This window comes from Sphingomonas trueperi (genome assembly GCF_040545965.1).
Lineage (GTDB): Bacteria > Pseudomonadota > Alphaproteobacteria > Sphingomonadales > Sphingomonadaceae > Sphingomonas > Sphingomonas trueperi_C.
Map to the genome: position 1 here is coordinate 13,699 of NZ_JBEPMV010000011.1, position 25,892 is coordinate 39,590.

The window sequence follows — 25,892 nt, forward strand, 5'->3', positions numbered from 1 at the left end:
CCTGCCTCAGCGCTGCTCGCCGAGTCCTGTCGCCGCCCAGGTGATGCCGCCCAGCAGGTGCTGGAGATAGCGGGCGTCGCGGTACATCTCCGCCTCGTGGCCGAGCAGGGTGACGAACACCCGACCCTTCTCGTAGCGGTGGAACCAGGCCTCGGGATGGTCCTTGCCCATCCGGTGCCCCACCTGCCCCGGCCAGATGCGGGTGGGATCATAGCTCGCCTCGTCCACGACGAGCACGCGGTGGATCGCGATGTCGAACGGATTGCTGGTCACGTAGAACTCGTCACTCCACAGCCAATGGTCCGGGAGCCCGAACGCCGCCGGGAAGCCCTTGTCGAGCACGTTCACGACGGCAGTCTGGATCATCGGGTGGTTGACGAAGGTCCGCCCGACCAGCTTCTCGTACCAGGGCCACACGCCGGTGGGTATGATCGCGGCACGGTGCACCACCACCGCATTGCCGCCACCTTGCAGATAGCGCTCCAGACCAGCGCGCTGGGTAGGGGAGAATTCGTCGGCGGGCGTGTTGAGCAGCAGGATTGCCGCATAGCGTGCAAGGTCGCCGTCGAGCGGCGCGCCATCCTTGCGCCAGTCGACGGCGAAGGCGTGGAGCCGGCCGAGCTTTTCCAGGCTTTCGCGGGCGACGGGGATGTACTCGTAATGATATTTGCTGGGCGCCGCGATCACCAGCAGCGTGAACTGCGCATCGGCCCGCCCCACCGTCGGCAGCAGCAGCGCGGCGAGCGCCAGCAACAAGCGGACCACCGCCTTCATCGCGCGCTGCGTTCCGCGCTGAGCCGCGACATCAGGATTGCCGCGCGCTTGGCCTGGCGGCGGATGCTGGCGAGGTCCACCGTCTCGCCCGGGGCATGGTCGCCGGTGCTGTAGGTGCCCAGCCCCGCCAGGCTGTCGACATCGGCGGCGACGAAGGAGATGTCCCCTGCCCCGCGCTTGAGCGGATCGAGCGCCGGCATCTCCGGCAGCCCGAGGTCGCGGTTGACGCCGTTCAGTGCCGCCAGCAGCGCGCGGTTGCCTTCCGTCGGCGCCATCGCCGGATAGCCCTCGCCGAAGTCGATCGTTGCGCTGGTGCCCGGCGCGTGCGCGGCGACGATCGCTTCCATCTTGGCCTTCACCCGCGCGGTCTGCTCGGGGCTGAGTGTGCGGAAGTCGCCGGTGGCGATTGCCGTCGCGGGGATGATGTTGGTCTTGCCTCCCGCGGTCGCATTGCCGCTCTCGTCGATCGTGGCGCGCGCACCGCCGGCGATCACCCCGGTGTTGAAGGTGAGATTGGGCTCGGGCAGCTCCTTGCGGAAGGCGGCGAGGATGCGCGTGAGCTCGTTGATCGCGCCGTCGCCGAACTCGGACCCGAAGATCAGCGAGCTATGCCCGGTCTTGCCGGTGGCGGTGATCCGCCAGTCAATCGCCGACCGCCGCGCGATCGAGCCCATGTCGCGCCCGCCGTCGATCACCAATCCCTCGAAATCGAGCGCAGCATCGGCGCGCTTGCCGGCGGCGATCAGGTCGGCCCGGGCGATGCTGTGCGGAGTGCCCGACTTCTCCTCGTCGCCGGTCAGCACGATATCGATATTGGCGGCATTGAGCGTGCCGGCGGCCTGCATCGCCCGGAGCGCGGCGAGCATCACCACCATGCCGCCCTTGTCGTCCCCTACCCCGGGGCCTTCCGCGAGATCACCCTTGCGGACGAATTTCTGGAAGGGAGAGTCGGGCTCGAACACGGTATCGAGATGGCCGATCAGCAACAGGCGCTTGGTGCCGGGCTTGCCGCGATGGACCGCGATCAGATGACCCGCGCGCTGCACCGCGTCCATCGGCTTCCAGGTCACCGTGAAGCCCAGGGGCTCCAGCTCGGCACGCACCCGTTCGCCGACCTTGGTGACGCCGGCGAGGTTGAGCGTCCCGCTGTTCTGGTTGACCAGCGTTTCGAGCAGCGCGACCGATCGATCATAGTCGGCGTCGACGGTCCGGGCCATCGCCGTTTCTGCCGGCGAGAGGTGCTGCGCGGCGGCAGGGGCGATGGCGGCCGTGCTCAGCACCAACGTCGCGGCAAGGCGGGAGAAGCAAGACAGATCGGTCACCGGCGCCCCTTTATGTCAGGCGCCCTTCAAACCACGCCCGCAAGGGGCAGGCAAGCCGGTCGGGGCGATTTACGAAAGCTGTCGGGCGAGATCCGCCAGCAGGATGCGGGCAACGGGCTGGTCGCGATCATCTTCGATGTCGAGGCTGCCGCGTACCGGCGTGCGCCCGTTACGGTGCCGCAGTAGAGAACGGGCGAGGCTGTGGCCGGCGATGAGTGCCTGGCGCAGATCGGGCAGTTCGCGACGCTCGGCAGTGTGGGGGTGGTGATCCGGGGTGCAGAGGCGGAAGCGGTAGGCGGGCATGTGTGGATAATGCCCATGCCTTCAACAAGTTGCTGACGGTTGATGTATATTATTGTTGCAGCCTGGGTTGCGGCGATTGGGCCTTTTTGGCTGGCGTGTCGAACTGTCCGTATCCCCCTACTCTCTCCTTATCCAAAGAAGAAGACTCGACGCCTGGTTAGAGGGTTTCTTGAGTCGTTACGGAGTTAAGCGACGCCGTCGATCCTCCGAATCGTGGTGACTCCACGATTCGCGCAAATGGTGCGTTCCCATTGTGTCGAGGATCCGTTCCCGAAAAGTCGACATTGCCGTTCCCGAAAGGTCGATAAAGGGTTCCGGAAGGGTCGAATGCCGTTCCCGAAGGGTCGAAAGGCGGTGCAGCTTGCCTGATTTATGATGCGTTTGTGGGTTGAGGATCGCGAGGTTGAATCAGTTGGAGGGCGGCTATGGATAAAGTGGTTCAAACCACCGTCCCAAATGGCGACGCTTTCTCCCGAGCCTCGACGCCGCCCGACACTTCGGGAACGGATAGGGCGCCGCACCGCGCGGCGCGTCAGCGCAGCTGGTGCTTGTTTCGAGCGTGCCATTGGCGCACGAAGCCGAGAAAGGCGTTCTGATAGTTGGCGGGCGTCCGCGCCGGATCTGCCTCCACCCAATCGCGAAACTGGCGGTGCAGGTCCTGATAGTCCCAGCCGGGGCATTCGCGGCGGGCCTGCTCCAGCGTGGCATCGGTGAGCATGCCGCTGGTACCACGCGTCGCCAGGCTGGTGACCGTCCGCCGGAGCAGCGCGCGCGCCTCGACGCTTAGCGGTTGCGGCGCGGTGTCGTCGGGCTTTTTGGCGGGTTCCACCGGTGCGATCGGAGGCGCGGGCCGAACCTCCCATTCCCCGCGCCGTCGCATCCGCAGGCTTGGCTCGCGCTTGCCCGCCGGCGTCTCCAGCGACAGCGTGTAGCCCGGCAGCTCGTCGCGTTCGACGATCTTGGCGAGCTCGAACTTGAAGCGGCGATACTGCCCCTCGGCACCCGACTTCTCGAACAGGGTCGGCATCGAGATAGCGAAGCCCGCCTCCCCTGCCCCGCCCGCATGCTTGCGCGCGACCTTGTAGAGCCACCGCTCGCGCCCGCCGGTCAGGTCGAAATAGGCGCGGTCGATCGACAGCACCCCGCCGGTCATCAGCACGCCTTCGTAGAACCAGCTCGACAATTCGATCGTCATGCCGCGGGAGCGCTCGGTGCGTTCGTCGACCAGCTGGGTCCAGCCGTCGAGCCAGCTGAACGTCGCCTCGCGGCGGTTCTCTGCGCGGATGTTGGTCTTGATCGTCGTGGCCACCAGCCGGTCGAGCGACTGGCCGAGCAGTTCATAGGCGCGCCCCGTGGTCGGGCGGCCGATCGCGCGGAGCAGGTCGTAGGGCATCAAATGGAGCTTGCGCGGGATGTCGTTGCGCCCGCGCCGTGCCATGTCGGCGAGCACGCTGGCGCAGTAGATCAGGATGTCGGCATCCCAGATCGTCGCCATGCCGTAATCGGGATTGGCCGAGACATGGACCCAAAGCTTGCCGTCCGGGCTCTTGTAATCGATCGGCTTCACCCGCTTGGTCTTGGCGAGGCTGAAGAAGGGGCGCTCCATCATCTCGCGCTGATCCCGCAGCGGCATGTCGGCGAGATAGGGGAGGAACAGGTCGAACTGTTCGGGGATCGACTGGCGATCGGCCTGGGTCATGAAGCCTCTGGAAGCAGGGTGGGGGAGGGGCGTTTCCCCGGGGAAACGGAGGGCGATCGCGGGATCGCGACACGGATCGGATGGCAGGGAGCGTGACGCGGGGAAGGTGTTTCCCCGGGGGAACGGTCACCGGGTTCGGCACCGCTGTTTCCCCGGGGAAACGCGGTCATGGCTGCAACCCGCGGCCTTCGCGCTCGAGCTGGTCGAGCGCATCGCGGAAGGCATTGACGAGGTGATCGCGGCTCGCACCCGAGCCGGCGTGGAGGCGGACGGTCACGCCCTGGCGGTTGACTGACAGCACGCTGAGCGCGGTGCGTCCGCTGGGCATCGCCCACTGGTACAGCTCGTCCGCTACCTGCGGCCCTGAAGGCGCAGCGAGCAGCCGGCGCAGCACGTCGGCGGCGGCGATCGGCGCATGCCCATTCGCGCGGCGATCGCCCTGTTCGCGGGAAAGCGCCTTGGCCTCGGCGAGGATTGCCTTGGCGGCAACCTTGTCGTCCAGCGCCTGGGCGAGCGGGTAGGCGGGCTTGAGCAGCACGTCGGCGGGGGAGGCGAAGGCGGCGATCACCGCGTCGGGAATGCCCGCCACCTTGATCATCTTCGACAGCCAGCCCTTGGAGAGCTTCAGCCGCTCGGCCATGCGGGTGAGGTGGTTGCCGTAATGCGCCTTGAGCGCCTCGGCATAGTTGCGCGCGCGCTCGAGGTCCGACACGTCCTTGCGCGCGCGGTTCTCCAGATCGGCGAGGCGGAAGGCGGCCTCGTCGTCCAGCTGCGCGACCTGCGCCACGAACTGCATGTCGGGATAGCTGTGTGCGCGCAGCCAGGAGATCGCGAAGTGCCGCCGCGTGCCGGCGATGACCTCATAGTCATGCGCCGGATCGCCCTCGATCCGGCGGACCACGGCGGGGACCTTCTGGCCGTTCTCCGCGACGATCGAGTCGATCAGCTCGCGGACGTTCTCCTCGTTGAGATCGGCATAGACGCGGGCATTGCCCGGCCAGATCCGCACGCGCGAAGGATCGAGCAGCAGCTGGGTGACCTGGCGCACCTCGCCCGACGCGACCCGGGCCAGCGCCGACTCGCGGCCGAGCAGGGTGGTGCCGCGGGTGCGGGCGAGGCGGGGCGGCAGCTCCGGCTCGGCCGCCGGGGCGGGGAGGGGGGCAGGCGTCGAGGGCGCAGGCGCCGAAGCTTCTGCCGCGGCTTCCTCGGCGAGCAGGTCGGCGAGATAGTCTTTCTGGGTACGTGCCACGGTTCAGCCCTTCTGCCCGGTTGCGGCGGTGCGCTCAGGCCGCTTCATTGACGACATCCTCTTCGCTGGCGGGTGCCACCCGGCCCCAGTTGCGCCGGACCAGCGCCTCGACCTGGCCGAGCGCCTCGTCGAGATTGGCCTTGCACCGCTTGTGGGTTCGCGCGGTGCCGATCGGGCGATCCAGCTCGTAGATCGTCATCATCCGCATCGCCGCATGGCTGATCTCAGCCGATTCGAGGATCGGCACCGGCAGCAGCGCCGGCCCGAATGCCTGCTCCATGATCTGGCGCACCATCGCATGACTGGGGTCGTTGCCGTCGAACTTGGAGCACATCAGCCGGACGAAGTCGTAGCTTACGTCGATGCCCGCCTCGGTCAGCTGGTGGAGCACCTGATCCATCATCGAGAGGAACTGGACGGTGGAGCAGAAATCCGGCGTCGTCGCCGCCAGCGGCACCAGCAGCGCGTTGGCCGCCTGCATCACCGCCAGGCTGATCGTGCCGAGCGCGGGCGGCGGATCGAGGATCACCACGTCATAGTCACGGGCGAGATCGTTCAAGCCGGCCTTGAGCTTGCGGAAGCGTGTCGCGAGGATCGAGCCGCCATCGGCGCCGGCGGCGGCCAGCTCATATTCGACGTCGAACAGCTCGAGGTTCGACGGGATCAGGTCGACATTCGGCCAGGGCGTCTTCTTGACCGCATAGAGTAGGTCGGCCTGGGTGGGGTCGATCGAGAGATAGGGGTAGAGCGTCTCTTCGCGGGTGATGTTGAAATGCGGGTTGAAGCCGAACAGCGTGGTGGTGGTCGCCTGGCTGTCGCAATCGACCACGAGCACGCGGTAGCCCTGTACCGCGAAATAATGGGCGAGGTGCGTGGTGACCGTCGACTTGCCGACGCCGCCCTTGAAGTTCTGCACGGCGATGATCGCCGGCACATCGAGCGGCGCGCGGGCAGGGGAGGCGCCCAGCACCTGCCGCATGTTGAGCAGCTCCTCGACAGTATAGCCCGGCCGGCGACCGTTTTCGCTGGGCGGGGGCGGGGGGAGGCGGCCATCGTCTTCGGCCATGCGGATGCGGTTGGTGGAGCAGCCCAGCAGTTGCGCCGCTTCCGCAATGCCGAAACGGACATGGAGTCCCTTGCGGCTTTCGGGTAGAAAGGCCTTGCGGCGCAATCGTTCGATCATGCGCTCGCCGGCGTCGGCAAGCTCGCTGATCCGCTCAATGTCTGAATGCATTCGTGCCTCGCCCCGCGCGGTTGAATGAGAGTTATGAGATACATCTCATATTTCGTTCAAACCGGCAAGCTTTGCACCGAAACGGCGCAACTATCGGGTCACACGATTGTTATCACCGGGTATGAGGACTATATTCGGACCGATAATGGTCTGAAAAGATACGATAAGGGTCGGAGACCGAGATGCGCTACACCGAACAGGTCAAGCCTGTCAGCTATTTGAAAGCCAATGCTGCGGACGTGTTGCGCGGGCTCGCGGAAGGCGGCGCGCCGCTGGTGATTACCCAGAATGGCGAGGCGCGCGCAGTGCTGCAGGACGTCGCGAGCTATCAGGCGACGCAGGAAACCCTGGCGCTGCTCAAGCTGATGGCACTGGGCACACGCGATGTGGAGGCGGGCCGTACCACACCTGCGCGCGATGCCATTGCCCGTCTTCGCAAGGGCAAGGCCGATAGCGCCGCATGAGCGGACGCTACACGGTCTATCTCACCGACGGCGCCGAAACGGATCTGGCCGAGATCCATGGCTGGATGGCCGCTAACCGTTCGCCCGAACAGGCCGAGGCGTTTCTCGATGCGATGTTGGCGAAGGTGGACAGCCTCGAATCCTTTCCCGATCGCGGCAGCGTGCCGGTCGAACTCGATGCGCTAGGGATCCGCGAATTCCGCCAATTGGTGGCGCCGCCCTATCGACTGATCTACCGCGTGATCGTCGACCATGTCTTCGTGTTCCTGATCGCCGACGGGCGCCGTGACTTTCAAGCGCTGCTGGAGCGCCGGCTGCTCTCGGCCTGAGCCGGGCTCAGCCGTGCGACCAGCCGAACTGGCCGGCGGCGATCGCGGCCTGGGTGCGGTTGCGGACGTTGAGCTTGCGCATGACCGCGGTCATGTGGACCTTCACCGTCGCCTCGGCCATGCCGAGCTCATAAGCGATCTGCTTGTTGAGCAGCCCCGAATGGACGCAGCGCAGCACCTGCATCTGCGTCGGCGTGAGGCGCGGCGGTGCCGAAGGCTCGGCGCCGATTCGTTCAACCTGCTGTGCTTGAGTAGCGGCTTGCATGCCCATCCTCCCAACCGATCCGTTTTGTGAGGCACTGCCTCCAGATTCGTTAACGTTAACGTAGGCGAACTTGTAGGACAGGTTCAAGAGGAAATTTGCGCAGGCGCCCCCGATCGATCGTTTCGGCTGGTAATTTCGCCCGCTTCTGCCTAGAACCTGTCCGATAAGTTACCGCTGACATCCAGCGGCCCATGGGGAGGGGCATGGCAGCAGCAGCAGCCCGGCGCGCGGAGCGGTGAACCAGCCGCGACTATCCGATCATGCCTATGCGGCGATCGTCGAACTCATCAAGGCGGAGGATCTCGAGGTCGGCGCGCGGCTGCCCTCCGAGGCGCGGCTGGCGGAGATGTGCGGCGTCTCCCGCGCGATCGTCCGCGAGGCGCTGGTGCGGCTCGGCTCGGATGGGATCACCGAAGTACGGCGCGGCGCAGGGTCGTTCGTGAAGGGGCGGCCGTCGGAGCGGCTGGCGGCGTTCATGCCGCTCGCCGAGCTGCCGGCGACGCTCGGTAGCTACGAAGTGCGCTTCGTGCTGGAGACCGAGGCCGCGCGGCTCGCCGCCGTTCGCCGCACGGCAGAGCAGATGGAAGTGCTGGAGGCCGCGCTGGCCGACCTGCGCGCGGCGCTGCTGTCCAGCGCGCCTGCCCATGTGGAGGATCGCGAACTCCACCGCGCGATCGCGGACGCCACCGGCAATCTCGCTTTCCAGCAGGCGTTCGACGCGCTCTGGCCCGATGTCGAGAAGGTGATGCAGGCAGGCGTCGACATCTCCCGCTCGCGCTCGGCGGACGTGATCGCGGTGATGCTCCACGAGCATGAGGTGATCGTCGATTCGATCCGCGCCCAGGATCCCGAGCGCGCCGCGCTGGCGATGCGCTGGCACCTGGGGGAGGGGCGTCGCCGGCTCATGCCCTGAGCGCGGGCTGCTCCAAATAGGCGAGAACGCGGTCGCACAGCGTCGCGGGGGGAAGGGTCGCGGGCAGGATCAGCACGCCTTCGTCGGGCTGCGGTCGTTCCAACGTCTCGAGCTGGCTGTCGAGCAGGCTGGTCGGCATGAAATGGCCCGGCCGCGACGACATGCGCTTGAGGAGTTGCGCGCGATCGGCCTCGAGCAGTACGAACTGCACCGCGCCGGAAATCTCGGCGCGCAGCCGGTCGCGATAGACGCGTCGCAGCGCCGAGCAGGCAGCGACCGACACTCCGCAGGTGTCGATCGATGCCGCCACCGCCGATCCGATCCGGTCGAGCCACGGCCAGCGGTCCGCGTCGGTGAGCGGGTTGCCGTCGCGCATCTTCACCACCGCCTCCGCCGAGTGAAACGCATCGCCCTCCAGGAAAACACAGTCCAGCGCCTCGGCGAGCATCGCGCCGAGCGTCGATTTGCCGGAGCCGCTGACCCCCATCACGATCACGGCCGCAGCGGCAGGCGATCGGGCAGGCAGGTCGGACATGGGCAGGGCTCCGAAAAAGAGGGCAGCCTCGCTTGTGAAAGGCTGCAGCGATGCTGAAAACTACGACCTTGGTCGCAGGTGTCGCTAGACCTTCAACAGGTTAGCCCATGCAATCAAGAACTAAGCTTAGAATGGGGATGGATATGCGCTGCTTCCTGGCCGGTTTGCTCGTCGCGACCTCGCTCACCGCGCCGGCAATGGCGCAACATGCCTCGGTGTTCCCCACCGCCCCGGACGAGCCGCGCGCCGTCACGGTGAAAGCGCGCGGCGACGGCAAGGCCGACGATACGGCGGCGATCCAGAAGGCGCTGGACGACGCGCGCGACGCCACGCGCCACGGCATCGTCTTCCTTCCCTCGGGTCGGTACCGCATCAGCCGCACGTTGGTCGTGCCCGCAGGCGTGCGCGTCTACGGTGTAGGGCCGACGCGGCCGACGATCCTGCTCGGCGCGAGCACGCCGGGATTCCAGCAGGGCGTCTCGACGATGATCGTGTTCGGCGGTGACGACCAATATGCCGTCGGCAAGGTGCCGGTGCCGGTCCCCAATGTCGTGCCGCGCGACAAAGTCGTCCGCGACGCCAATTCGGGCACCTTCTATTCGTCGATGAGCAATGTCGACATCGAGATCGCCGAGGGCAATCCGGCGGCGGCGGGCGTGCGCTTCCGCATGGCGCAGCATGCCTTTCTCAGCCACATGGAGTTCCGCCTCGGCAGCGCGTTCGCCGGGGTCTACCAGGCCGGCAACGTGATCGAGAAGGTGGCGTTCAAGGGCGGGCGCTACGGCATCGTCACCGAAAAGACCTCGCCCGCCTGGCAGTTCACGCTAATCGACGCGCAGTTCGACGGCCAGCGCGAGGCGGCGATCCGCGAGCATGAGGTGGACCTGACCCTGGTCAATGTCGCCATCCGCGACACGCCGGTGGGGATCGAGATCGACCGCGGCTATTCGGACTCGCTGTACGGCAAGGACGTGCGCTTCGAGCGCGTGTCCAAGGCCGGTGTGGTGATCTCCAACGAAGACAGCGCCTTCACCCAGATCGGCTTCGACAATGCGGTGGCGGTCGACAGCCCGGTCTTCGCCCGCTTCCGCGACAGCGGCAAGACCGTGGCGGGGAAGGGCAGGGCCTACCGTGTCGGCGCCTTCTCCTACGGCCTCAAGGTGCCCAGGCTCGGCGAGATGGGGAAGACCGACCTCCAGGCGGAGATCCAGCCGCTGGCGAGCGCGCCCGCGCGCCGCGAACTGGCGGTGCGCGCGCTGCCGCCGATGGCCGAGTGGGTCAATGTCCGCAAACTGGGCGTGAAGGGCGACGGCACCACCGACGACACCGCCGCGCTGCAAAAGGCGATCGACGGCAACCGCGTGCTCTATCTGCCGATCGGCTTCTACAAGGTGACCGACCGGCTGAAGTTGCGCCCCGATACCGTGCTGATCGGGCTGCACCCGGCGACCACGCAGCTCTATATCCCCGACGATAACCCGGCGCATCGCGGGCTCGGCACCGTCATCCCGATCCTGGAGACGCCGCAGGGGGGCGACAACATCCTCTCCGGTCTCGGCCTGTTCACCGGCCGGGTGAACCCGCGCGCTTCGGCGGTGCTGTGGCGCTCGGGCGCGAACAGCCTGATGCAGGACGTCAAGATCATGGGCGGCGGCGGCACCCCCACTGCCGACGGCAAGCCGCTCGGCAGCCTGCAGGGCCGGACCGGCGATCCGGTGGCCGAAGGCCGGTGGGACGCGCAATATCCGAGCATCTGGGTGACCGACAATGGCGGCGGCACCTTCACCGATGTGTGGAGCCCCAACACCTTCGCCCAGGCCGGCTTCTACGTCACCAACACCAGTACGCCCGGCCATGTCTACGAGATGTCGGTGGAGCACCATGTCCGCAACGAGTTCGTGCTCGACAATGTGGCGAACTGGGAGTTCCTCGCGCCGCAGACCGAACAGGAAGTGGGCGACGGCCCTGATGCGGTGTCGCTCGAGATCCGCAACTCGCGCAACCTGCTGTTCGCCAATTACCATGGCTACCGCGTCACCCGCAGTTACCACCCGGCAAAGAGCGCGGTGAAACTGTTCAACTCCTCGGACATCCGCTTCCGCAACGTTCATGTGAATGCCGAGAGCGGCTTCGCGGCGTGCGACGACGAGGGCTGCGGCACCTTCCTGCGCGTCAGCAAATATCCGTTCGACAATGCGATCGAGGACGTGACCGGCAAGAAACTGGTCCGTGAGCGCGAGTTCGCGCGGCTGGACGTGGGCGGGGTCGAGCGGCAGGTGGCGGAGAAGCCGCTCACCGGCAAGGTCGAGAAGCTGGAGGACGGCTTCTACTCCATCTCGGGCGCGACGGTGGATGCGCAAGGCCGGCTCTACTTCATCGATCGCCGCTTCCAGCGGATCCAGCGCTGGACCGAGGCCAAGGGGCTGGAGATCATCCGCGATCATGCGCTTGATCCGGTGAACCTCGCGGTCGATGCCTCGGGGCATCTGCTGGTGCTCTCGTCGCTGGCCGCCAAGGGCGCGGCCTATTCGATCGATCCCGACGGGCCGCGCGACCAACTGACCCGCATCGAACCGACACCGATCGGGGCGGGGGCGGGCGCCAAGACGCTGCTGCCGGTCAACTGGTGGGCCAACGGCGAATTCCGCGACCAGCTGAACCAGCAAACCTACCAGTTCACCACCATGGCCGAGCTGTTCGCCAAGGAAGCGAGCGAGCCCAAGACCCAGGCCTATGTCTCCCCCGACGGCAGCGTCGCGCTGCCCGCCTTCCGGGTGTGGCAGCAGGGGCCGATCGACCATGTCGGCTGGCGCTGGTCGCACGCGCTCAACGCCAACGGCCTGGTCGGCGGCAAGCAGGGCGAGCGGCTGTTCGTCACCAACGGGTCGGAGAACATCACCTATACCGGCACGGTGGGACCGGCGGGCACGCTGACCAACCTCAAGCCCTTCGTCAATCGCGGCGGCGAGAGCGTCGCGGTGGCGCCGGACGGGCGCGTCTATGTCGCGAACGGGCAGGTGTTCGTCTATGGCGCCGACGGCAAGGAAGTCGGGCGGATCGATGTGCCCGATCGGCCGCTCCAGATCCTGTTCGGCGGGGCGGACAAGCGCACCCTGTTCATCCTCACCCACCACGCGCTCTACGCCACCCGGCCCTGACCCGTTCTGAGCGGTCCGCAGGCATCTACCACCTATGTCGTAGATGCCTGCGGCGCCGCGCAGGTCTAGCGTCGCAACATTATCGCCACGGGTCGGATAACGCCCGGAAAACATTGGAGGGGTTCGTCGCATGAAAGCCATTCTCACGTCGCAGCTGCGCCTTGGCGGCGCGAGCCTGATCGCGCTCGCGGCCATGGGATGGGCGAGCGCGGCGCATGCCCAGACCAGCACGACCGAGCCGGCGCCCGCCGCCGAAGTGCCGCAGGCGGACACGGCCGCCCAGGCCGAACAGAACGACCAGATCGTCGTCACCGGCTCGCGTATCGTCGCCAGCGGCTTCACCGCCCCGACCCCGACGACGGTGATCGGCGCCGAGCAGATCGCCGCCAATGCGCAGCCCAACCTGTTCAACACCATCGCCCAGCTGCCCTCGCTCCAGGGCTCGACGGGCGCTGCCACCGGCACCTTCAGCACCTCGAGCGGCACCCAGGGCCTCAGCTCCTTCTCGCTGCGCGGCCTGCAGCCGATCCGCACGCTGACGCTGCTCGACGGCCAGCGCGTCGCCGCGGCGAACGTCAGCGGCGTGCCGGACATCAGCCTGTTCCCGCAACTGCTCGTCCAGCGGGTCGACGTGGTCAATGGCGGCGCCTCGGCCACCTATGGCTCGGACGCGGTCGGCGGCGTGGTGAACTTCATCACCAACACCCGCTTCACCGGCTTCAAGGCCAATGTGATGGGCGGCATCACCACCTACGGCGACAACAAGCAGATCCTGGCACAGGGCGCCTGGGGCGGCTCGTTCGCGGGCGACCGGCTGCACGTGATCGTCAGCGGCGAGTATGCGCATGACGGCGGCGTCGGCCCCGGCGACTTCGGCACCGATCTCGCGCGCAGCCGCGACTGGTACAAGGCGACGACGCTGCTCAACACCGGCGTCACCACTGGCGGATCGCCGCAGTTCGTCTACAGCGACTATGCCCAGCCCTATCAGTACGCCCGCTACGGCCTGATCAACAACGGCCCGCTCCAGGGCATCGCCTTCGACGCCGCAGGCAATCCGTACAACTTCCAGTACGGCTCGAACGGCCAGCCGCTCGGCAACGGCCGGGTGAGCAACTGCTATCCGGGCAACAGCTTCTGCGTCGGCGGCGACCTCACCGGTGCGCCGGGCTCGGGCGCGTCGCTGGTCTCCAAGCTCCAGCGCGTCGTCGGCTATACGCGGATCGGCTATGATTTCGCGCCGGGCAACGAGTTCTACGGCACGCTCAACATCGGCCAGGTCAAGACCAACAACCAGCCGAGCCCGGGCTATAACCGCCCGAACCTGACCGTGCAGTGCGCCAACCCCTATCTGCCGCAGCTGGTCCGCGACCGCTGCGCGACGGCGGGGATCACCTCGTTCAACTTCGGCACCAGCAACGGCGCCTTCCCCGATCCGCAGGTCTATACCGATCGTCGCCAGTATCGCGGCGTGCTCGGTGCCAAGGGCAAATTCTCGGCCGCCGGCGGCGAGTGGAATTACGACGCCTATTACGAGCATGGCGTGACGATCGCGGACATCAACGTCCAGGATATCGTGCTGCAGAACCGCTATGTCGCCGCGACCAATGCGATTGCGCTCAACGGCGCGATCGTCTGCGCCGATCCGGTGGCGCGCGCCGCGGGGTGCCAGCCGATCAACATCTTCGGCGGCTTCGCGCCCTCGGCCTCGGCGCTGGCCTATGTCACTCCGGCCAACGGGCCGTTCCAGCACACCAAGCTGACCCAGGACGTGGTCAGCGCCAACATCTCGGGCAATCTGTTCGATCTCTGGGCCGGCCCGCTCAGCCTGGCGATCGGCGGCGAATATCGCCGCGAATTCTACCGGGTGAACGCCGATCCCTACGGCGCGGGTGCCTCCAGCCCCAACAGCGCCGCCTATCCGGTCGATCCGCTGCTCAACCAGACGCTGGGCAGCAACTGGGCGGCGGGCAACTACAAGAATGGCGGCGGCAAGTACAATGTCTACGAGTTCTCGGCGGAAACCAACCTGCCGCTGCTCGACAGCGAGAGCCTCGGCCGCGCCAATCTGAACGCCGCCGCGCGTTACACGCACTACAGCACGTCCGGCTCGGTCTGGGCGTGGAAGGTCGGCGGCACCTGGTCGACCCCGATCGACGGCATCCGCCTGCGTGCGGTCACCTCGCGCGACGTCCGTGCCCCGAACCTCTCGGAGCTGTTTGCCGCGCCCACCGTCACCACGCTGCCGAACTTCAACGATCCGTTCCGCAATGTTGCGGTGCAGGCGTTCCAGAACACGGTGGGCAACCCCAACCTCAAGCCCGAAATCGCGCGCAACACCGAAGTCGGCATCACGCTCGCCAACCCGACCTGGCTGCCGGGCCTGAGCCTGTCGTTCGACTATTACACGATCAAGCTGAGCGGCGTCGTCTCGACGCTGTCGCCGGACCAGATCGTCCGTTTCTGCTTCGAGGGCAATCAGACGTTCTGCGGCGGCTTCGTGCTCAACAGCCCGGTGCAGGGCGGCAATTTCATCAACGTCCAGCCGTTCAACCTGGCGAGCTGGAAGACCAGCGGCTTCGATATCGAGGCGAGCTATCGCTGGCAGCGGCCGCTGGGCCTGCCGGGCAACTTCACCGTCCGCGCGCTGGGCACCCACGTCAGCGAGTTCCTCGTCCGCGCCGGCATCGCCGGGGTGGCGACGGTGGACAATGCTGGCGCCAACAACGGCGCGACGCCCAACTGGAAGTGGCTGGCGATCCAGACCTACGACACCGACAAGTTCAGCCTGCTGGTGCAGGAGCGCTGGTTCTCCGACGGCAACTTCGGCAACCAATATGTCGAGTGCCAGACCAACTGCCCCGTCTCGACGGGCAATAACCCGACGATCAGCCGCAACTTCATGCCCGGCGCCTTCTATGTCGACGTCGGCGGCTCTTACAAGGTTACCCGCGGGCTGGAGGGCTATTTCAAGGTCGACAATCTGTTCAACGTCGATCCGGTCCCCGCGCCGCAGACCAATACCGGCCTCGACGTGAACCCGGCGCTCTACGACACCATCGGCCGCACCTATCGCATCGGCGTGCGCTTGAACTTCTGATCCTTTCGTCCCCCCGACGATCTCCTGGTCCCGGTCGCAAGACCGGGACCTTTGTTTTGTGCGGAAACCGGAGCGGCGGCGGGCGTTGAGGCCGGGTGCGCAACGCTGCGCCCGGATCAACGGAGACGAAGCATGACCGAAGCCACCCAGACTGCCGCCAAGACCGTGTCCAACGGCAAGACCGCGCTCACCGACGACATCCGCGCCCATTTCTCGGGGGATGCTCCGATCACCGAAAAGGCCAAGAGCTTCGCCAAGGCGCGGCCCTGGACCAGCGCCGCCTTTCTCGGCATCGCCGCGCTCGCGGTACTGAACGGCGTGCGCGGCGTTCGTCCGTGAGGATCTGCCGGGTGGCGGCGCACCTGCCGCCACCCGGGGCCTGGCCCCTTTGCGGCGTGCGGAAATACGCGTACTGGCAATCGGCCGTCGTCGGGGTTATATACCGTTCGTTATGAAAACCGCAGCCTGTACCGTAGCCAAGGGTCGCCCCCGCGAGTTCGACGTCGACGAGGCGTTGACGGCGGCGCTCCGCATCTTCTGGACCAAGGGCTATGAAGGTGCCTCGCTGACCGACCTGACCGAGGCGATGGGCATCACCCGTCCCAGCCTCTATGCGGCGTTCGGCAACAAGGAATCCTTGTTCTGTAAGGCGCTGGATCTCTACGAGCGCGAGAAGATGTGCTATATCGGCCGGGCGCTCGAAGCCCCGACCGCCCGCGGCGTTGCCGAGTCGCTGCTGCGCGGCGCGCTCGAGCGCCAGCGGGATACCAGCGATCCTCGTGGCTGCATGGGCGTGATCAATTCGGTGGCCTGCGGTGCCGAGGCCGAGTCGATCCGCGAGGAAGTGCTCAAGCGCGGCGAGGCCGCCAAGCGCGCGATCGTCGAGCGGTTCGAGCGCGCGAAGGCCGAAGACGATCTTCCGCCGCATGCCGATCCGGAGGGGCTTACCTCCTATATCATCGCGTTGATCCAGGGCATCGCGCTGCAGGGCGGGGCGGGGACCAGCTGCGCCGATCTCGAGCGCTTGGTCCAGACCAGCCTTTCGATGTGGCCGGCACGCTGAAACCGGCCTTTCGCCGGATCGCCAGCATCAGTCGTTGGGAACGGTGAGCACCACGCCGGTCTTGTCTTCCTGCTTCGAGACCATCACCGACACCTGCTTGCCGTCCTTCTCGCCGGTGATCATCGCCGCGTCGGGCATCAGCATGGACTGGGGCAGCTTCCACCCCTCCTTGGCCAGCACAGCCTTGTAGAAATCGCCGACCTTGGCGACCGGATCCTGGGTCGCGAGCGTCACCATCTTGGTCTTGCGGCCGCCCGATTCGGTTTCCATCACGCCATCGACGGTCGCGCCCGGATAGACCGGCGCATAGGCGGGCATCACCACCGCGGCCGCGGCGGCACCCTGGGTCGTCTTGATGCTGCCGTTCGCCGTGGTGATCGAGGACGTGCCGGCGCTCTCGTCGGTCTTGTAGGTGGTGCCGGCAATCGTCGTGGATTTTTCCTTGGATCCGCAGGCGGTGAGCAGGACGGCGGCAACGAGAAGGGCACGGCGCATCGGGCAAGTCTCCCACGAACAGATGCAGACGTTTGGAACGCCTGGGCAATGGTCGTGTACCCGCCGCTCGGCCGCATGGCAAACAGGTCGGGAGCGCGCGTGCAGCGGCTTGAAAAGAAAACGTTTCGCACACGCAAAATGCGCTTGCGAGGAAAAATACCGGCCGGTATAAAAAGCCTGTTGACGCACCGCAGCGCGATTTATATACCGACTGGTATAGAAAGTGATCCGCCGCCCCCACGGGGTCGCGGGGCAGACGGAGACGCGGACATGCGCCAGCTTGCACGCAAGAAACGGGGTGAGCCCTAGGCTCTAACCGATCATACCCACGTAGTAACGGGCGCTGCCTCACGGCAGGTGGACGGAGCGAGCTATCGCTGCGATCCATGGCTCGCAACCAGACGAATTCATCCCGGCACCCGGAACCGCAGCAGGCGCTTTTCGGGAGGGCGGAGCCTTGCTCCCCGCCGGCGCAACCGAGGGAGAATGACATGGCATATCTCGATCTCACCGACATGGCCGGCAACGCCGCCGCGCTCCCCGCCTTCCTCGCCACCCCGCGCGAGGAAACCAAGCTGAGCGCGCTCGAATGGCAGGTCGTCGCGATCGCCCAGCGCGATCGCATGTCCTCGCTGGAGGCGCCGAGCCGCCTCTCGATCGCGTTCGGCGTGATCTTCGGCGGCGAGCGCGGCAACCCGCGGCTGGCCGATCCCAAGCTCGAGGCGCTGCGCCGCATCGCCGTCATCTCGTGGCACCGCGGCTTCCGCGTGCCCCAGTCCGAAATCCAGCGCTTTCACGAGGCCGGCTACACGCCCGGCCAGCTGGAAACGCTGCTCACCAGCATCAGCCGTGGTCGCGCGGCGATGAATCAGGGGAACCATCATGAATATGCACGCGCCCATTGAGGGCGAAGCGGTGGCCGAGCGCCGCCCCAAGCGTCTGCGCACCTGGCAGAAGGCGGCCCTGGTCGTCGTGCCGGTGGGCGTAGTCGCCGCCGGCTTCGGGCTGAGCGGACGCAACGCGCCTGCCGTCGCTGCGCCGGCCGCACCCGTCGTCACCGTCGCCGCGCCGCTCGCCCGCGAAGTCAACGAGTGGGACGAATATGTCGGCCGCTTCGAGGCGAGCCGCACCGTCGAGGTGCGGCCGCGCGTCTCGGGTGCCGTCACCGCGATCCACTTCAAGGACGGCATGGTCGTGAAGCAGGGCCAGCTCCTCTTCACCATCGATCCGCGTCCGTTCACGGCAGCCCTGGCCGAAGCCAAGGCCGGCGTGGCGAGCGCGCAGAGCGATCTGGCGCTCGCCCGCTCCGACCTCGACCGCGCCCAGCGGCTGGTGAGCGTCGAGGCGGTGTCGAAGAGCGATGTCGAACGTCTCCAGGCCCGCGTCCGCGCGGCCACTGCCGCTGTCGCCGCGGCGGAGGCCCGTGTCCGCGCTCGCGCGCTCGATGTCGAGTTCACCCAGGTGCGTGCGCCGATTTCGGGCCGCATCTCCGATCGCAAGGTCGATCCCGGCAATCTGGTCGCCGCCGGGGAAGGGCAGGGGGGCACGCTCCTCACCACAATCAACGCGCTCGATCCGATCTACTTCACCTTCGACGGCTCGGAAGCCTTGTTCCTCAAGGCCAAGCGCGCGGCGGGCTCGTCCGCCAGCCCGGTCGAGATCCGGCTGCAGGACGAAGGCGATTATCGCTGGAAGGGCCAAATCGACTTCACCGACAACGGGCTCGATCCCAAGTCCGGCACGATCCGCGGTCGCGCGGTGCTGTCGAACAAGGACATGTTCCTGACGCCGGGCATGTTCGGCAACATGCGGCTTGCCGCGGGCGGCAAGGCGCAGGCGCTGCTGGTGCCCGACGCCGCGATCCAGACCGATCAGGCGCGCAAGCTGGTGCTCACCGTCGGCGCCGACGGTACCGTGGTGCCCAAGCCCGTGGTGCTCGGTCCGGTGGTCGACGGCCTGCGCATCGTCCGCTCGGGGCTCGCGCCCCAGGACAAGGTGGTGATCGCCGGCACCCAGTTCGCCCAGCCCGGCGGCAAGGTGCAGCCCAAGGCCGGCACCATCACGCCGAACGCCGCGACCGACGCGCCCGTCGTTTCCGCTCCGGTCACGGGCCAGGCGACCTTCGCCCGCTGACCGAACTGCCGCCGGGCGCACCCCAGATGCCCGGCGGCAGGTAGTTTCCCGTGTGCCCGTCCGCGCGATCCAGCGCGGGCGCGAGCACGCGCGTCCGCTAGGAAAAGGAGAAGGCTATGCGCCTCTCACGCTTCTTCATCACCCGCCCGATCTTCGCGGCGGTGATCGCGATCATCATCACGATCCTGGGCGGCATCGCCTATTTCGCGCTGCCCATCTCGCAATATCCTGACATCGTGCCGCCGACGGTAACGGTGACGGCCAGCTATCCCGGCGCTTCGGCCGAGACCGTGGCGGAAACCGTTGCCGCGCCGATCGAGCAGGAAATCAACGGCGTCGACGACATGCTCTACCAGTCGTCGCAGTCGACCGGCGACGGCAATGTGACGATCACCGTCACCTTCAAGACCGGCACCAATCTCGATGCCGCGCAGGTGCTGGTGCAGAACCGCGTCGCGGTCGCGATCCCGCGTCTGCCGGAAGAGGTGCAGCGCCTCGGCGTCGTCACGCGCAAGACCAGCCCCGACTTCCTGATGGTCGTCAACCTGATCTCGCCCGACAACTCGATCGATCGCAGCTACATCTCCAACTATGCGCTCACCCAAGTGAAGGACCGCCTTGCGCGGCTCGAGGGCGTGGGCGACGTGCGGATGTTCGGTGCGCGCGACTACGCGATGCGGGTGTGGATCGATCCCGGCCGTGCCGCCGCGCTGAACCTCACCGCGGGCGACATCGTCCAGGCACTGCGCGGGCAGAACATCCAGGTCGCGGCGGGCTCGCTCGGCCAGCCGGGCTCCAGCCCCAGTGGCAATGCCTTCCAGCTCAACGTCGAGACGCAGGGTCGCCTGAAGACTCCGGCCGAGTTCAGCCGCGTCGTCATCCGCACCGATAGTGCAGGCCGCCAGGTCCGCGTGAGCGACGTCGCGCGCGTCGAACTCGGCGCCGCCGATTATTCCTCCAACACCTATCTCTCGAACAAGCCGACCGTGATCCTGGCCGCCTTCCAGCGCCCGGGCTCCAACGCGCTCGCCGCCGCGCTGCGGATCAAGGCGGAGATGGACACGATCTCGAAGACCTTCCCCAAGGGCCTCGAATATCGCGTGATCTACAACCCCACCGAGTTCATCGCCCAGTCGATCGACGCGGTGTACCACACCCTCGGCGAAGCGGTCGTCCTCGTCGTCCTCGTTGTGATCGTGTTCCTCCAGAAATGGCGGGCGGCGATCATCCCGGTGGTGGCGATTCCCGTGTCGCTGATCGGCACCATGGCGGTGCTGCTGCCGCTGGGCTATTCGCTCAACAACCTGTCGCTGTTCGGGCTGGTGCTCGCCATCGGCATCGTCGTCGACGACGCGATCGTCGTGGTCGAGAATGTCGAGCGCAACCTGGCGCGGGGCATGACCCCGCTCGAAGCCGCGCGCACCTCGATGGACGAAGTGTCGGGCGCGCTGGTCGCGATCGTGCTGGTGCTGTTCGCGGTGTTCCTGCCGACCCTGTTCCTCAACGGTCTGTCGGGCGCCTTCTACAAGCAGTTCGCCGTGACGATCTCGGTCGCCACCGCCATCTCGCTGCTCGTGTCGCTGACGCTCTCCCCGGCGCTCGCCGCGGTGCTGCTCAAGCATCACGAGGGCGAGGCCAAGGGCCGGATCGGGCGTGGGTTCGCGCGCGCGGCGGATGCGTTCAACCGCGGCTTCGAGCGGATGAGCAACGGCTATGCCCGCCTCACCCACAAGCTGGTCACCCGGCCCAAGCGGATGATGGTCGCCTATCTCGGCCTGATCGCCGCCACGGTCGCCACCTTCTGGGTGACGCCGGTCGGCTTCATCCCGGCGCAGGACCAGGGCTATTTCCTCACGGTCATCCAGCTGCCGCCGGGCTCGTCGCTCGAGCGTACCGATGAAGTGATGCGCAAGGTCGTCGCGCGCATCCTGCCGATCCCGGGCGTGAAGGGTTCGGTGATGCTCGCGGGCTTCGACGGCCCGTCGCAGACGCTCGCCCCGAACAGCGCTGCCGCATACGTACCGCTGCAGAGCTTCGAGGAGCGCAAGAAGCTCGGCGTCAACATCGCCGGCATCATGGCCGAGGCGCGCAAGCGCACCGCCGACATCAACGAGGCGATGCTGCTCGTGGTCCCGCCACCGCTCATCCAGGGCATCGGTTCGGCCGGCGGCTACCGCCTGATGGTGGAGGATCGCAGCGAGCATGGCTATCAAGCCTTGGGCAACACCGCCTTCGGCCTGATCGGCCAGGCCAACAAGACGCCGGGGCTCGCCCAGGTCTATACCTTCTTCAACACCGCGACGCCGCGCGTTTTCGCCGATATCGATCGCCGCAAGGCCGAGATTCTCGGCGTGCCGCCGGAGCGGGTGTTCGAAGCGCTCAACGTCTATCTCGGCTCGGCCTTCGTCAACGACTTCAACATGCTCGGCCGCACCTACCGGGTGACCGCGCAGGCCGACGCGCCCTTCCGGGCGACCGAGGCCGACATCGCCAACCTCAAGACGCGCTCGGACGCCGGCGGCATGGTGCCGATCGGATCGGTCGCGACCTTCGAGAACAAGACGGGCCCGTATCGCGTCACGCGCTACAACCTGTTCCCGGCGGTGGAAGTCGATGGCGATACCGCACCGGGCTACAGCTCGGGCGCCTCGCTCGACGCGATGGAGAAGCTCTCGGCCGAGCTGCCTGCGGGCTATGCGGGCGAGTGGACCGGCATCGCCTATCAGCAGAAGATGGCGGGGAGCACGGCAGGGCTGGTCTTCGCGCTGGCGGTGCTGTTCGTCTTCCTGGTGCTGGCGGCGCAATATGAAAGCCTGACACTGCCGCTGGCGATCATCCTGATCGTGCCGATGTGTCTGCTGGCCGCCATGGCGGGCGTGAACCTGCGCGGCATGGACAATAATGTGCTGACGCAGATCGGGCTGGTCGTGCTGATCGCGCTTGCCGCGAAGAACGCGATCCTCGTGGTCGAGTTCGCCCACCAGGCGGAAGTCCGCGACGGTCTGTCGCCGGTGGAAGCCGCGGTGCGGGCGGCGCAGGATCGGTTGCGGCCGATCCTGATGACCAGCTTCGCCTTCATCCTCGGCGCGGTGCCGCTGCTGATCGCGAGCGGCGCGGGTGCGGAGCTCCGCCAGGCGCTGGGGACCGCCGTGTTCTTCGGGATGATGGGCGTCACCGGCTTCGGCCTGCTGTTCACGCCGACCTTCTACGTGGTGTGCCGCGCGCTGGGTGCGCGGCTCGCCCGGCGGCGTGGGCAGGGTGGGGCGCACCACCAGCTCCAGCCGGCCGAGTAAACTGAACCAACCGGCGGGCGCTCTCATGCGCCCGCCGCAGGAGATTTCGCATGCAACGCATGGCTTCGATCATGGCCGCAGTCTCGGCGCTGGCGCTTTCCGCCTGCGCCGCCGGCCCGAACTACAAGGCACCCGCCCGGCCGCAGAGCGCCGCGGGCGCTTTCCTTTCCACCACCCCGGCGGTCTCGACCGCGCAGGTGCAGGAGGGCTGGTGGCGGCTCTATAACGATCCGGTGCTCGACCGGCTGGTGACGGAGGCGCTCGCCGCCAATACCGATGTCCGCGGCGCCGTTGCCCGCATCGAGCGCGCTCGCGCGACGTTGCGCGGCGCAACTTCGGACCGGCTGCCCCAGGCGACCGCCAGCGCCGGTGCCAATTACGGACGTCTGCCCGTGGGACAGCGCCCGATCGGCAGCGCGCAGAACGACTGGCAGATCGATACCGGCCTCAACGTTTCCTATGAGGTCGACCTGTTCGGCCGCATCTCGCGCAACGTCGAGGCGGCGCGCGGCGACGTCGCGGCGGCCCAGGCCGATGCCGATGCGGTCCGCGTGATCGTCGCGGCGGATACCGCGCGCGCCTATGCCGACGCGGTGTCCTCGGCCGAGCGGCTGGCGGTGGCGGAGCGGATCGTGGCACTGCTCGACCAGTCGATCGACCTCACCCAGCGCCGCCGCAATGTCGGGCTGGCGACGCGGCTCGACGTCGCCCGCATCGCGGCGCTGCGCAACCAGCGCCAGGCGGACGTACCCGCGCTCGCCGCCCAGCGCGACGCCGCGCTGTTCCGCCTCGCCACGTTGATCGGCAAGACGCCTGCCGAACTGCCCGCCGAAGCGCGCGAGCGCCACACCACCCTGCGGCTCGACCAGCCGATCCCGGTCGGCGACGGCGCGGCGCTGCTCGCTCGGCGGCCGGACGTACGCGCGGCCGAGCGCCGGCTTGCCGCGTCGACGGCGCGGATCGGCGTCGCCACGGCGGATCTCTATCCGCGCATATCGCTGGGCGGTTCGGGCGGATCGACCGGCAACGATTTCGGCAACATCTTCGGCGCGGGGCCGCTGCGCTGGCTCGTCGGCGGGCTGATCAACTGGACGGTGAACCCGGCCCCGGCGCGCGCGCGGATTGCCGCGGCCGAGGCCGACAGCCGCGAGGCGCTCGCCACCTTCGACGGCACGGTGCTCACCGCGTTGCAGGAGACCGAGACCGCGCTGTCCAACTACGGTCGCGCGCTCGAGCGGCGGACGGCGCTGCAGGCGGCACTCAACGAAGCCGAGGCGGCCGTGCGGATCGCCCGCGCGCGCCAGACCGAGGGCGACATCAACTCGCTCGACCTGCTTGATGCCGAGCGCACCTTCGCCGACGCGCAGGCCGCGCTGGCGACGGCCGATGCCGCGATCGCCGAGGCACAGGTCAACCTGTTCCGCGCGCTCGGCGGCGGCTGGCAGCAGCAGGCCTGAAGACCCGCCCCCGGCGCCGCTACCGGTGGGCGCGGTGCCGGGGGCGAATATCAGAGGGCGATCTCGCCTTCGTCGCTGCCATTCCAATAATGCAGCCGCTGCGCGCGGACATGGATCATCACCACGCCCGGCGTGTCGATGCCCTGCTCGAACCAGCGATCGAGATCCTTGGTCCAGTGCTCGGCGAACTGCGCCTTGTCGCGCACCAGATCGGCATCGCCCTCGACCGCGACGAACAGCGGCGGCCCCCCGAGCAGCCCCGCCGCACCGGTGAAGGTGAGGCCCACCCGCGGCTCCGCCTCGATGTCGGCGATGGTCCGCGCGCTGTCATAGCTGAAGAAGTAGCTGTCGCCGCGATATTCGACCTCGCCATTGTTGCTCATCGGGCGGCTCGCGATGGCACCCCCGTCGGTCCGGGTGGAGAGCATGCCGAAGTCGATCTTGCCCATCTTCTTCGCCAGGTCTTCCAACGTCATTTCCGCCATGATGCATCCTTCCACACGACCGGGCGCTCCGGCCGGAGGCTTCAACCACGGCGGACGGCGTCGGTTGCGCGGGCTTCCCCTTTCGACAGCCCGAAAAACTTCATCCGCTTTGAACCATTCCCGTCCGGCCCGGCACTGACGGCATGCGAACGCTTCCGGCCGCGGCGTTCCCCCTGTGTGCGGCCGAGGCCGACGTGCGTGTCCGATCCGGTGTCCGCCCCTGTGCACCGGATCGGACCAATCAAGGGAGAACCAAAAGATGCGTATCTTGTTGGGCGCAGCCGCGCTCGTCTCGCTCGCCGCCGCACCCGCGCTGGCACAGACCCAAACCGTTACCGACGCGACCGGCGATTTCCTCTCGGGCTATACCGGCCCGAAGCTCGCCGATCTCGACGTCACCAGCTTCTCGGTAAGCTATGATTCCGCCGACAAGCTGTTCACGCTCGGCACCACCTTTGCCGGTGCGATCACGCCCGGTACCGCCGGCTTCTATGTATTCGGGGTCAACACCGGCAAGGGCGCGATCCGGCCGTTCGGCAGCATCGGCCAGGGCAATGTGATCTTCGACCAGGCGATCGTGGTGCAGAAGGACGGCACCGGCGCGATCGGCGGCACCGCCCTCGATTCGAACTGGGTGGCGATCGCCGGCAACATCCTGACGGTGAAGGTGCCGCTGTCGCTGCTGCCAAGCACCGGCTTTGCGCCGGGCAAATACGGGTTCAACCTGTGGCCGCGTACCGGCTTCGGCAGCAACGCCCAGATCAGCGACTTCGCGCCCGAAAACGCCACGCTCGCCGCCGCCGTGCCCGAGCCGGCCAGCTGGGCGATGCTGATGCTCGGCGCCGGCGCGGCGGGCGGCATGCTCCGCTATCGCCGTCGCCGCCAGGCTACCCCGGCGCTCGCCTGATCTCCCGCCGCCGGCCGGGCGCGCAAAACCGTCCGGCCGGCGAAAATTTGCACCTCGGGTCGCACCGATTGAACCTTCGCTCCCCTACACACCACTAAGGGGGAGCGAAGGCAGGTGCGTGATACAGAGCGATCCCCAGGCGCGGCACTCGACCGCAAGGCAGGACGACGAGGAAATGGGCCTCGTCGCGGCCGTGCGCGCGCGCGACCTTCGGGCGTTCGAGCAGCTGTACCGCCGCTACCAGCCGCGGCTCACCCGCTTCGTCGGCACGCTGCTGCGCTCGCCGGGGCTGGTGGAGGAAGTGGTCAACGACACGCTGATGGTGCTGTGGCAGAAGGCGGGCGACTTCACCGGCGCGAGCCGGCTGTCGACCTGGCTGTTCGCCATCGCCTACCGCAAGGCGGTGCGCGCCCGTGCTCGCGAGCCGCTCGCCGTGGCCGAGGATGCGGCGCTGCTCGCCGAGGTCGCGGGTGACAGCACGGCGGATGCGGGGCTGTCGCGCGATCGCACCCGGCAGGCGCTGCAACGCGCGATGGGCGTGCTCTCGGCCGAGCATCGCGCGGTGGTGGACCTCACCTATTTTCACGAGATCGGCTATCGCGAGATTGCCGAGATTCTGGGATGTCCGGTCGATACGGTGAAGACGCGGATGTTCCATGCCCGGCGCCAGTTGCGGCGTGCGATGGCGGGCGAATTGGCGGACTGGATCTAGAC

The 25,892-nt window shown here is 67.4% G+C and carries 23 protein-coding genes; 13 read left to right on the forward strand and 10 right to left on the reverse strand.

Going from position 1 to position 25,892, the window contains the following annotated elements:
• Positions 1-6 precede the first annotated feature (6 nt).
• From ABIC35_RS21245 to ABIC35_RS21270, 6 genes are all read right to left on the reverse strand, one after another.
• Complete coding sequence (locus tag ABIC35_RS21245) at positions 7-774, reverse strand: ThuA domain-containing protein (RefSeq protein WP_121080069.1); 768 nt, start codon at positions 772-774, stop codon at positions 7-9.
• Positions 771-1,991, reverse strand: coding sequence for a M20/M25/M40 family metallo-hydrolase (locus tag ABIC35_RS21250; protein WP_121080255.1), 1,221 nt, complete (start codon positions 1,989-1,991; stop codon positions 771-773). Before ABIC35_RS21250 ends, ABIC35_RS21245 begins: the two co-directional genes overlap by 4 nt.
• A gap of 174 nt (positions 1,992-2,165) precedes the next feature.
• Positions 2,166-2,399, reverse strand: coding sequence for a DUF6894 family protein (locus ABIC35_RS21255; RefSeq protein ID WP_121080070.1), 234 nt, complete (start codon positions 2,397-2,399; stop codon positions 2,166-2,168).
• A 532-nt stretch (positions 2,400-2,931) separates the two neighbouring features.
• Positions 2,932-4,098 (reverse strand): replication initiator protein A, encoded by a 1,167-nt coding sequence (locus tag ABIC35_RS21260; RefSeq protein WP_121080072.1) that lies wholly within the window; start codon positions 4,096-4,098, stop codon positions 2,932-2,934.
• A 166-nt stretch (positions 4,099-4,264) separates the two neighbouring features.
• The gene (locus ABIC35_RS21265) at positions 4,265-5,347 is read right to left on the reverse strand and encodes a ParB/RepB/Spo0J family partition protein (protein WP_121080074.1); all 1,083 of its coding nucleotides are present in this window, start codon (positions 5,345-5,347) and stop codon (positions 4,265-4,267) included.
• 34 nt (positions 5,348-5,381) lie between these two features.
• Positions 5,382-6,581, reverse strand: a complete 1,200-nt coding sequence (locus tag ABIC35_RS21270) for an AAA family ATPase (RefSeq protein WP_121080076.1) — start codon at positions 6,579-6,581, stop codon at positions 5,382-5,384.
• Between the two features lie 182 nt (positions 6,582-6,763).
• Here ABIC35_RS21270 and ABIC35_RS21275 point away from each other — a divergent pair, with 182 nt between their 5' ends.
• Together ABIC35_RS21275 and ABIC35_RS21280 are read left to right on the forward strand one after the other, a co-directional pair.
• Positions 6,764-7,045 carry a type II toxin-antitoxin system Phd/YefM family antitoxin gene (locus ABIC35_RS21275; RefSeq protein WP_121080078.1) on the forward strand — a complete coding sequence of 94 codons (282 nt, stop codon included), beginning with the start codon at positions 6,764-6,766 and terminating at the stop codon, positions 7,043-7,045.
• The gene (locus ABIC35_RS21280) at positions 7,042-7,374 is read left to right on the forward strand and encodes a type II toxin-antitoxin system RelE/ParE family toxin (protein WP_121080080.1); all 333 of its coding nucleotides are present in this window, start codon (positions 7,042-7,044) and stop codon (positions 7,372-7,374) included. Before ABIC35_RS21275 ends, ABIC35_RS21280 begins: the two co-directional genes overlap by 4 nt.
• A 7-nt stretch (positions 7,375-7,381) precedes the next feature.
• Here ABIC35_RS21280 and ABIC35_RS21285 read toward each other — a convergent pair whose 3' ends face one another.
• Entirely contained in the window at positions 7,382-7,639 is a 258-nt protein-coding gene (locus tag ABIC35_RS21285; protein WP_241213516.1) for a helix-turn-helix domain-containing protein, read from the reverse strand.
• A 235-nt stretch (positions 7,640-7,874) separates the two neighbouring features.
• Between ABIC35_RS21285 and ABIC35_RS21290 the strand changes: the two genes are divergently transcribed.
• Entirely contained in the window at positions 7,875-8,552 is a 678-nt protein-coding gene (locus ABIC35_RS21290; RefSeq protein WP_121080082.1) for a FadR/GntR family transcriptional regulator, read from the forward strand.
• On the opposite strand, the gene ABIC35_RS21295 is transcribed toward ABIC35_RS21290, so the two are convergent.
• The gene (locus ABIC35_RS21295; protein WP_436286794.1) at positions 8,542-9,093 is read right to left on the reverse strand and encodes a gluconokinase; all 552 of its coding nucleotides are present in this window, start codon (positions 9,091-9,093) and stop codon (positions 8,542-8,544) included. The genes ABIC35_RS21290 and ABIC35_RS21295 overlap by 11 nt on opposite strands.
• Positions 9,094-9,224: 131 nt before the next feature.
• On the opposite strand from ABIC35_RS21295, the gene ABIC35_RS21300 reads away from it, so the two are divergent.
• The 4 genes from ABIC35_RS21300 (at position 9,225) to ABIC35_RS21315 (ending at position 16,408) form a co-directional block, all read left to right on the forward strand.
• Complete coding sequence (locus tag ABIC35_RS21300; RefSeq protein WP_121080084.1) at positions 9,225-12,245, forward strand: glycosyl hydrolase family 28-related protein; 3,021 nt, start codon at positions 9,225-9,227, stop codon at positions 12,243-12,245.
• Between the two features lie 130 nt (positions 12,246-12,375).
• Positions 12,376-15,345, forward strand: coding sequence for a TonB-dependent receptor plug domain-containing protein (locus ABIC35_RS21305; protein WP_121080086.1), 2,970 nt, complete (start codon positions 12,376-12,378; stop codon positions 15,343-15,345).
• 132 nt (positions 15,346-15,477) lie between these two features.
• Positions 15,478-15,684, forward strand: a complete 207-nt coding sequence (locus ABIC35_RS21310; protein ID WP_121080088.1) for a hypothetical protein — start codon at positions 15,478-15,480, stop codon at positions 15,682-15,684.
• Positions 15,685-15,796: 112 nt separating this feature from the next.
• The gene (locus tag ABIC35_RS21315) at positions 15,797-16,408 is read left to right on the forward strand and encodes a TetR/AcrR family transcriptional regulator (RefSeq protein ID WP_121080090.1); all 612 of its coding nucleotides are present in this window, start codon (positions 15,797-15,799) and stop codon (positions 16,406-16,408) included.
• 27 nt (positions 16,409-16,435) lie between these two features.
• On the opposite strand, the gene ABIC35_RS21320 is transcribed toward ABIC35_RS21315, so the two are convergent.
• The gene (locus ABIC35_RS21320; RefSeq protein WP_121080092.1) at positions 16,436-16,903 is read right to left on the reverse strand and encodes a hypothetical protein; all 468 of its coding nucleotides are present in this window, start codon (positions 16,901-16,903) and stop codon (positions 16,436-16,438) included.
• Between the two features lie 491 nt (positions 16,904-17,394).
• Between ABIC35_RS21320 and ABIC35_RS21325 the strand changes: the two genes are divergently transcribed.
• The 4 genes from ABIC35_RS21325 to ABIC35_RS21340 all read left to right on the forward strand — a co-directional run bounded on the left by ABIC35_RS21325 (position 17,395) and on the right by ABIC35_RS21340 (position 23,786).
• On the forward strand, positions 17,395-17,808 hold the full coding sequence (locus tag ABIC35_RS21325) for a hypothetical protein (RefSeq protein WP_121080094.1): 414 nt from the start codon (positions 17,395-17,397) through the stop codon (positions 17,806-17,808).
• Positions 17,786-19,036 carry an efflux RND transporter periplasmic adaptor subunit gene (locus ABIC35_RS21330; RefSeq protein ID WP_121080096.1) on the forward strand — a complete coding sequence of 417 codons (1,251 nt, stop codon included), beginning with the start codon at positions 17,786-17,788 and terminating at the stop codon, positions 19,034-19,036. The genes ABIC35_RS21325 and ABIC35_RS21330 overlap by 23 nt, the downstream gene beginning before the upstream one ends.
• Positions 19,037-19,152: 116 nt before the next feature.
• Positions 19,153-22,329, forward strand: coding sequence for an efflux RND transporter permease subunit (locus ABIC35_RS21335; protein WP_354278596.1), 3,177 nt, complete (start codon positions 19,153-19,155; stop codon positions 22,327-22,329).
• 50 nt (positions 22,330-22,379) lie between these two features.
• The gene (locus ABIC35_RS21340) at positions 22,380-23,786 is read left to right on the forward strand and encodes an efflux transporter outer membrane subunit (protein WP_121080098.1); all 1,407 of its coding nucleotides are present in this window, start codon (positions 22,380-22,382) and stop codon (positions 23,784-23,786) included.
• Positions 23,787-23,836: 50 nt separating this feature from the next.
• Here the strand turns inward: ABIC35_RS21340 and ABIC35_RS21345 are convergent, their stop codons facing one another.
• Complete coding sequence (locus tag ABIC35_RS21345) at positions 23,837-24,271, reverse strand: pyridoxamine 5'-phosphate oxidase family protein (RefSeq protein WP_121080101.1); 435 nt, start codon at positions 24,269-24,271, stop codon at positions 23,837-23,839.
• Positions 24,272-24,530: 259 nt separating this feature from the next.
• On the opposite strand from ABIC35_RS21345, the gene ABIC35_RS21350 reads away from it, so the two are divergent.
• Together ABIC35_RS21350 and ABIC35_RS21355 are read left to right on the forward strand one after the other, a co-directional pair.
• Complete coding sequence (locus tag ABIC35_RS21350; protein ID WP_121080103.1) at positions 24,531-25,178, forward strand: PEP-CTERM sorting domain-containing protein; 648 nt, start codon at positions 24,531-24,533, stop codon at positions 25,176-25,178.
• A gap of 118 nt (positions 25,179-25,296) precedes the next feature.
• Complete coding sequence (locus ABIC35_RS21355; RefSeq protein ID WP_354278597.1) at positions 25,297-25,890, forward strand: RNA polymerase sigma factor; 594 nt, start codon at positions 25,297-25,299, stop codon at positions 25,888-25,890.
• Positions 25,891-25,892: the final 2 nt, after the last annotated feature.

Coding starts and splice junctions, on each gene's coding strand:
- ABIC35_RS21245 (WP_121080069.1), bottom strand. CDS start 774: ATGAAGGCGGTGGTCCGCTTGTTGCTGGCGCTCGCCGCGCTGCTGCTG.
- ABIC35_RS21250 (WP_121080255.1), bottom strand. CDS start 1,991: ATGGCCCGGACCGTCGACGCCGACTATGATCGATCGGTCGCGCTGCTC.
- ABIC35_RS21255 (WP_121080070.1), bottom strand. CDS start 2,399: ATGCCCGCCTACCGCTTCCGCCTCTGCACCCCGGATCACCACCCCCAC.
- ABIC35_RS21260 (WP_121080072.1), bottom strand. CDS start 4,098: ATGACCCAGGCCGATCGCCAGTCGATCCCCGAACAGTTCGACCTGTTC.
- ABIC35_RS21270 (WP_121080076.1), bottom strand. CDS start 6,581: ATGCATTCAGACATTGAGCGGATCAGCGAGCTTGCCGACGCCGGCGAG.
- ABIC35_RS21275 (WP_121080078.1), top strand. CDS start 6,764: ATGCGCTACACCGAACAGGTCAAGCCTGTCAGCTATTTGAAAGCCAAT.
- ABIC35_RS21280 (WP_121080080.1), top strand. CDS start 7,042: ATGAGCGGACGCTACACGGTCTATCTCACCGACGGCGCCGAAACGGAT.
- ABIC35_RS21285 (WP_241213516.1), bottom strand. CDS start 7,639: ATGCAAGCCGCTACTCAAGCACAGCAGGTTGAACGAATCGGCGCCGAG.
- ABIC35_RS21300 (WP_121080084.1), top strand. CDS start 9,225: ATGGATATGCGCTGCTTCCTGGCCGGTTTGCTCGTCGCGACCTCGCTC.
- ABIC35_RS21305 (WP_121080086.1), top strand. CDS start 12,376: ATGAAAGCCATTCTCACGTCGCAGCTGCGCCTTGGCGGCGCGAGCCTG.
- ABIC35_RS21310 (WP_121080088.1), top strand. CDS start 15,478: ATGACCGAAGCCACCCAGACTGCCGCCAAGACCGTGTCCAACGGCAAG.
- ABIC35_RS21315 (WP_121080090.1), top strand. CDS start 15,797: ATGAAAACCGCAGCCTGTACCGTAGCCAAGGGTCGCCCCCGCGAGTTC.
- ABIC35_RS21320 (WP_121080092.1), bottom strand. CDS start 16,903: ATGCGCCGTGCCCTTCTCGTTGCCGCCGTCCTGCTCACCGCCTGCGGA.
- ABIC35_RS21325 (WP_121080094.1), top strand. CDS start 17,395: ATGGCATATCTCGATCTCACCGACATGGCCGGCAACGCCGCCGCGCTC.
- ABIC35_RS21330 (WP_121080096.1), top strand. CDS start 17,786: ATGAATATGCACGCGCCCATTGAGGGCGAAGCGGTGGCCGAGCGCCGC.
- ABIC35_RS21335 (WP_354278596.1), top strand. CDS start 19,153: ATGCGCCTCTCACGCTTCTTCATCACCCGCCCGATCTTCGCGGCGGTG.
- ABIC35_RS21340 (WP_121080098.1), top strand. CDS start 22,380: ATGCAACGCATGGCTTCGATCATGGCCGCAGTCTCGGCGCTGGCGCTT.
- ABIC35_RS21345 (WP_121080101.1), bottom strand. CDS start 24,271: ATGGCGGAAATGACGTTGGAAGACCTGGCGAAGAAGATGGGCAAGATC.
- ABIC35_RS21350 (WP_121080103.1), top strand. CDS start 24,531: ATGCGTATCTTGTTGGGCGCAGCCGCGCTCGTCTCGCTCGCCGCCGCA.